General features: G+C 70.0%; 6 protein-coding genes. 2 read left to right on the top strand and 4 right to left on the bottom strand.

Annotated elements, in window-relative coordinates; translation table 11 throughout:
- The 4 genes from VOI19_RS13045 to VOI19_RS13060 all read right to left on the bottom strand — a co-directional run.
- Nucleotides 1-1,013: AI-2E family transporter (locus tag VOI19_RS13045; protein WP_323793394.1), on the bottom strand; the 1,013-nt coding region annotated here is incomplete at its 3' end.
- A 61-nt stretch (nt 1,014-1,074) separates the two neighbouring features.
- A complete protein-coding gene (locus tag VOI19_RS13050; protein ID WP_323793395.1) occupies nt 1,075-1,602 on the bottom strand; it encodes a hypothetical protein in 528 nt (175 codons plus the stop codon).
- Nucleotides 1,603-1,824: 222 nt separating this feature from the next.
- Nucleotides 1,825-2,250, bottom strand: coding sequence for a hypothetical protein (locus VOI19_RS13055; protein WP_323793396.1), 426 nt, complete (start codon nt 2,248-2,250; stop codon nt 1,825-1,827).
- A 105-nt stretch (nt 2,251-2,355) separates the two neighbouring features.
- The gene (locus VOI19_RS13060; protein ID WP_323793397.1) at nt 2,356-4,578 is read right to left on the bottom strand and encodes an MMPL family transporter; all 2,223 of its coding nucleotides are present in this window, start codon (nt 4,576-4,578) and stop codon (nt 2,356-2,358) included.
- Between the two features lie 177 nt (nt 4,579-4,755).
- On the opposite strand from VOI19_RS13060, the gene VOI19_RS13065 reads away from it, so the two are divergent.
- Together VOI19_RS13065 and VOI19_RS13070 are read left to right on the top strand one after the other, a co-directional pair.
- Nucleotides 4,756-5,346, top strand: coding sequence for a TetR/AcrR family transcriptional regulator (locus tag VOI19_RS13065; RefSeq protein WP_323793398.1), 591 nt, complete (start codon nt 4,756-4,758; stop codon nt 5,344-5,346).
- Nucleotides 5,347-5,349: 3 nt separating this feature from the next.
- The coding region (locus VOI19_RS13070) for a hypothetical protein (protein WP_323793399.1) at nt 5,350-5,660 on the top strand (311 nt) is incomplete at its 3' end.

Consider the following 5,660-nt stretch of genomic DNA (forward strand, 5'->3'; position numbering starts at 1 on the left):
CCGGCGACACCGACCAGCGTCGAGCCGAGGACGATCGTCAGCAGCACGACCGAGGCGTGCAGCTGGAGGGTCCGGCCCTGGAGCCAGGGCAGCAGGACGTTGCCCTCGAGCTGCTGGACCAGCAGGACGATGCCGAGCACGATCAGCGCGGCGACGTAGCCCTGGCTGACCAGCGCGACGAGCACCGCGAGCACTCCGATCACGATCGCGCCGATGATCGGTGCGAACGCGGCGACAAAGGTGAGGACCGCCAGCGGGAGTGCCAGCGGGACGCCAACGATGAGGAGCCCGAGTCCGATCAGGACCGCGTCGATGAGTCCCACCAGTGCCTGCGTGCGGACGAAGCCGCCCAACGTGTCCCAGGAGCGCGAGGCGACCTCGCCGACGTGCAGTCCGGCGCGCGGGCCGAGCAGGCCCCTCAGCCACGGGAGGAAGGCGTGCCCGTCCTTGAGGAAGAAGAAGGTCAGCACCAGGGTGAGCAGCGTGTTGATGAGCACGGTCGTCGCGGCACTCACGCCCACCAGGACGCCGGACGCGATGCTGCTGGCGCTCGAGCTGAGCCGGTCCTGGATCGAGCCGACGAAGGAGTCGACCTGCTCCTGGGTCACCAGGTCGCTGTCGGCGAAGCGCATCTCCAGCTGGGACAGCCCCGCGGAGGCGCTGTCGGCGATCTCGACGACCTGGGTGCTGACCGACGGGATCAGGAAGAGGACCCCCAGCGCGAGCACGCCGACGAAGCCGACCACCATGATGGCGGCGGCGAACGCGCGACCCAGCCGGGACGCCCGCGCCAACCAGTCCGCACCCGGTTGCAGCACGGTCGTCAGGATCAGGGCGAGCAGGACGGGCAGCAGGATGCTCCAGACCTGGGAGACCAGGTAGGCCACCAGGGTGAAGCCCAGCGCGATGATCAGCCAGCGCAGCGTCCACCGCGACGCCCAGACGACCCCTGCGCCGAAGACTTTCTCGCGGGTGGGGCCAGGTCGATCGGTCGTGCGCTCGGCGGGTTCCATCCGGTCCTCCTGTGGTGTCGGTCCCGCGATCGTCGCAGGTCGGTCTGGTGATCCGTGCGACTCACCCCTTGAGATCACCACACATGAAGAGACCGACGGCCACCAAGCACCACATGAGCGCGAGCCCGGCCAGGACGAGAAGGTGGGAGAGATCGGGTCCGGAGACCAGGGGCACCGAGGAGTTGAACCAGTACCCGGGGCTGAGCCGGACGAACCCCTCGAGGGCGTCGACGAGGGGCAGCACGATCCAGGCCACGATCGCCACTGCCGCCGAGCCTGCGGACACCGCCATCGTCAGCCGACGGGCTCCGGTGGCCGCCCCGACCGCCGCCGCGACGGCGCCGAAGAGCACCCCGAGCAGCGCGACGTGCAGGGTGACGCCGACGATGCCCGCGGCTGAGAGCCCCAGGCCCCCGACGAGGGAGCCGAGCACCAGTCCGAGAGCGACCGCCGACGACGCCACGACGACCTGCACCACCATCGCAGCGGTCTTGGCCCACAGGAAGGTCGAGCGCGCCACCGGCGCGGAGAGCACCGCCCCGAGGGCCTTCGACTCCTCCTCGCCGGGCAGGCCGCGCAGCACCACCATGATCGCGCCACTGCGATGACTCCCATCGGAGCGACCATCGACACGATCTCGGCGTTGGCCCAGCCCGCACCCGTGGTCAGGTCGGAGCCCGCGAGGATCTGGCCGAGGTCGTTGAGCGAGCCGGGGAGATCCTTCATGGTTCGCGATCTCGGGAGCTCGGTTCATGATGCAGACCTCTCACAGATGGAGGGCATGGCGCGCACGGCGTCCTGCCTGACGCTCTCACGCACTGAACGGGTTGTCCTGCGCTCGAGTGGGCGCGCCGTGGGTCTCGGTCGGCTCGGCTCCGCTTGCGAGCGCGTCGAGGATCCGGTCGACCGCAACCGGGTTCTGACCGCTGCGAGCGCGGAGGACCGAGCCGACTGCGATCCCGCGAGCCGCCAACAGCCGCCGTTGAACACACAGCAGCACGGCGACGTCGATGGTGATGTGTGCGAGGCAGCTGAGGTCGATGTGGACGACCTCGGTGGCCGCCGGGAGCCGCCGTTGGACGATCTGGAGCCGGCGGAGCAGGTCGCGAGCCACCGCGGGTGAGGAGAGGTCCCCGTGCATCGCGAGGCTCGCCTCGCGGCCGACGACCGTGACCCCGATCATCGCTGGGCCCTCGTCGCTCGATGCGGCGGAGGGGACGACGGCGTGCAGCACCATTGCGTTCGCACCTCGGCTTTCGGCAGCTGGTGGTGGCTGGTGGTGGACAGCCACCGGGCCGCCCCGTGGAGACGAGTACGGGGCGGCCTGGTGACCTGAAGGCCTTCAGCTGACGGGCTGAGGGACCGGGTCGGAGGAGCTGTCGTCGACCGGGTGGTGGGTGTGGCCGTGGTCGCGTTCGAGCTTGGCGCCCTCGATGTCGACGTCGGGCATGATTCTGTCGAGCCAGGCCGGCAGCCACCAGGCCTTGTGCCCCAGCAGGGCCATCACGGCCGGGACGATCGTCATCCGGACCACGAAGGCGTCGAGGAGGACACCGAAGGCCAGCGCGAAGCCGATCGACTTGATCGTGGCGTCGTCGCCGAGGATGAAGCCGGCGAAGACCGCGGCCATGATCAGGGCTGCCGCGGTGACGACGCGGGCACCGTGGCGGAAGCCGCCGACGATGGACTCCTCGGGCGTGGCGCCGTGGACGTAGTCCTCACGCATCCGGCTGACCAGGAACACCTCGTAGTCCATCGCGAGCCCGAAGAGCAGGCCCACCAGAAGGATCGGCAGGAAGCTGATGATGGGACCGGTGGACTGCACGCCGATCAGCTCGGCCAGCCAGCCCCACTGGAAGACCGCCACCAGGGCGCCGAAGGTGGCAGCGAGGCTGAGCAGGAACCCTGCGGTCGCCTTGAGCGGGACGAGGATCGAGCGGAACGCCAGGGTGAGCAGGATCAGTGATAGCCCCACGACCACGAGCAGGAACAGTGGCAGCGCTCCGGTGAGCTTGTCGGAGATGTCGATGCCCAGCGCGGTGTTGCCGGTCACGAACGCCTCGGCCCCGGTGGCGTCGGTGATCTCGGACTGCAGGTCGCGGATGCTGCCGACCAGGTCCTTGGTGTCGGTCTCGGCCGGGCCGCTGTCGGGGAAGACCGTGATGATCGCGGTGTCACCTGCAGCGTTGAGCACTGCGGGGCTGACCGCAGCGACGTCGTCGAGGCCGGCGATGGCCGTGGCCGTGGCAGTGGCGGCCTGCTCGGCGTTGCCCGACGCCGCGGCGTCGACGACGACCGTGAGCGGGCCGTTGAAGCCCGGGCCGAAACCATCAGCGAGCAGGTCGTAGGCCTGACGCTGGGTGGTCTCGGAGTTCAGGTTGCCCTCGTCGGGCAGTCCGAGCTCGAGGTCGAGCGCAGGGACCGCGAGGATGCCCAGCCCGATGACCGAGGCGACCAGGAACGCAGCCGGGCGCTTCGTCACGGCCTTGGCCCACCGCGAACCGGTCGACTCGGTGGTCGCGAGCTTGGCCTGGCGGGTGCGCATCCCCGGCACGGGCCAACGCGAGAAACGTTCGCCGGCAAAGCCGAGCAGGGCCGGGACGAGCGTCAGCGCGACGAGGACCGCGACGCCGACCATGCCGGCCGCGACCAGACCCATGGTGGTCAGGAACGAGATGCCCACGACGGTGAGTCCAGCCAGAGCGATCATCACCGTGGCGCCGGCGAAGACGACAGCACTGCCGGCCGTGCCCACGGCCATGGCGGCCGATTCCTGCGGGTCCATGCCGTCGGCCATGTTCTGCTTGTGCCGCATGGAGATGAACAGGGCGTAGTCGATCCCCACAGCCAGGCCGACCATCAGGCCCAACGTCGGCGCGGTGGAGGTCAGCTCGACGACCGAGGACAGCGCGAGCGTGCCGGCCATGCCGACACCCACCCCGATCATCGCCGTCAGCAACGGGAGCCCGGCAGCCAGCAGGGACCCGAAGGTCACCGCCAGGACGAGGAGCGCGACGAGCACGCCGATCGCCTCAGCAGCGCTCTGGTGCGCCTCGGCCTGGGTGGCCTCGCCGCCGAGCTCGACGCGGAGGCCGTCGCCCTGCGCCCCCTCGGCCGCGGCAACGAGTCCGTTGCGGGAGCCGTCAGTGAGGGCGTCGACCGCGACGTCGTAGGCGACCGTCGCGTAGCCGATGGTCCCGTCCGCCGAGATCGCGCCCGCCTCGAACGGGTCAGACACGGCAGCGACCTGGTCGCCCGAGCGCACCTCGGCCAGCACCTCGAGGAGGGTGGCGCGCACCGCCGGGTCACTCAGCTGCGCGCCGTCCGGGGCCTCGAAGACCATCCTGGCCTCGGCGCCACCGACACCACCGGAGGGGAAGCGCTCCTGGAGCAGCTCGGTGGCGGTCACCGACTCGACGCCGGGGATGGAGAGCTGGGCGTCTGCGTTCTTGCTGAAGGCACCGGCGAGAGCGCCGACGACCAGCAGCACCAGCACCCACGCGGTGAGGACCTTGCCGCGGTGCTCGAACGCACCCCGGCCCAGTCGATAGAGGAATGTTGCCATGGATCTCGTCTCCTGAAGTGAACCCGTCGAACGCCGCCCACTTGCCGAGCGACAAGTAGAGAGTCGCATCAAGACTGTACGTCCGTCAAGTCCACGCCTTTACGGTCGGTCAGTCTTTACTTGACGAACGTAAGGCTGCAGCCTGGCCGAGCGGCCAGGATCAGGTATCGTCGGCGCATGCCATCCGACACGCCCGGAGCGCCCGCCTCGGACCATCCCAACGCTCGCTTCGTCGAGGCCGCACTGGACTTGTTCCTCGAGCACGGCTACAACGGCACGTCACTGGCGATGATCGGAGACCGCCTGGGCGTCTCCAAGGCAGCGGTGACCTATCACTTCCACTCCAAGGACGAGCTGCTCGCGGCAGTCGTCGCGCCGGCGCTCGACGAGCTGCGCTCGCTGCTGGACGACGCCGAGTCGATCAAACGAGAGGGCCCTCGGCGCAAGCAGGCCCTCACTGCCTACGTCGACTACTTGATCCGTCAGCGAAGAGTCGCCGCGTGGCTCAGCCGCGACGTCGGCGCGCTGGCACACTCCGCGGTCTTCGAGCCGGCCGGCAAGCTCAACGAGCGCGTCGACGCGCTCCTCATCGCCGGCACGGACCCGATGGTCGCCCGCATCTGGGGCGCGGCGGTCACCCAGGCACTCGTCGGGCCGATCCTGACGGACACCGAGGCCCCTGACGCAGAGCTGCGCGACCAGCTCATCGACATCGGGAACTTGCTGATCCGCGGCCACCAGTCGGCTCAGCGCCGCCGGGCCTCCTGAACAATGACCACCGCGGCTGGCGGGTCCGGCGGCAAGCCGGCCACGACCCGAGGGCTCGCGCCACGGGACCTCGCCCCGGAGCTGGCCCTCGCACTGCTCGGCCTCGGACTGCTGATGCTGGGCCTCGGCGACTCGCGGCCAACGCGATTCTCAGCCGGGGCTCTGCTGGTCGCTGGGGGCCTGGCGCACCTCTGGCTGACCCGGACCGGACGGCGCACGGGCCCGGCATCGGGGCTCGTCACGGTCGGAGTGCTGGCAGGCGTCGCGTTGATGCTCGTCCCCGTGCAGGCCGACCGAGTGCTCACCCTCGTCAC

It is taken from the genome of Nocardioides sp. (assembly GCF_034670285.1).
Lineage (GTDB): Bacteria > Actinomycetota > Actinomycetes > Propionibacteriales > Nocardioidaceae > Nocardioides.

Bases quoted from the DNA above. Each gene is read 5' to 3' on its own strand.
- VOI19_RS13050 (WP_323793395.1), bottom strand. From the start codon at position 1,602: ATGGTGGTGCTGCGCGGCCTGCCCGGCGAGGAGGAGTCGAAGGCCCTC.
- VOI19_RS13055 (WP_323793396.1), bottom strand. From the start codon at position 2,250: ATGGTGCTGCACGCCGTCGTCCCCTCCGCCGCATCGAGCGACGAGGGC.
- VOI19_RS13060 (WP_323793397.1), bottom strand. From the start codon at position 4,578: ATGGCAACATTCCTCTATCGACTGGGCCGGGGTGCGTTCGAGCACCGC.
- VOI19_RS13065 (WP_323793398.1), top strand. From the start codon at position 4,756: ATGCCATCCGACACGCCCGGAGCGCCCGCCTCGGACCATCCCAACGCT.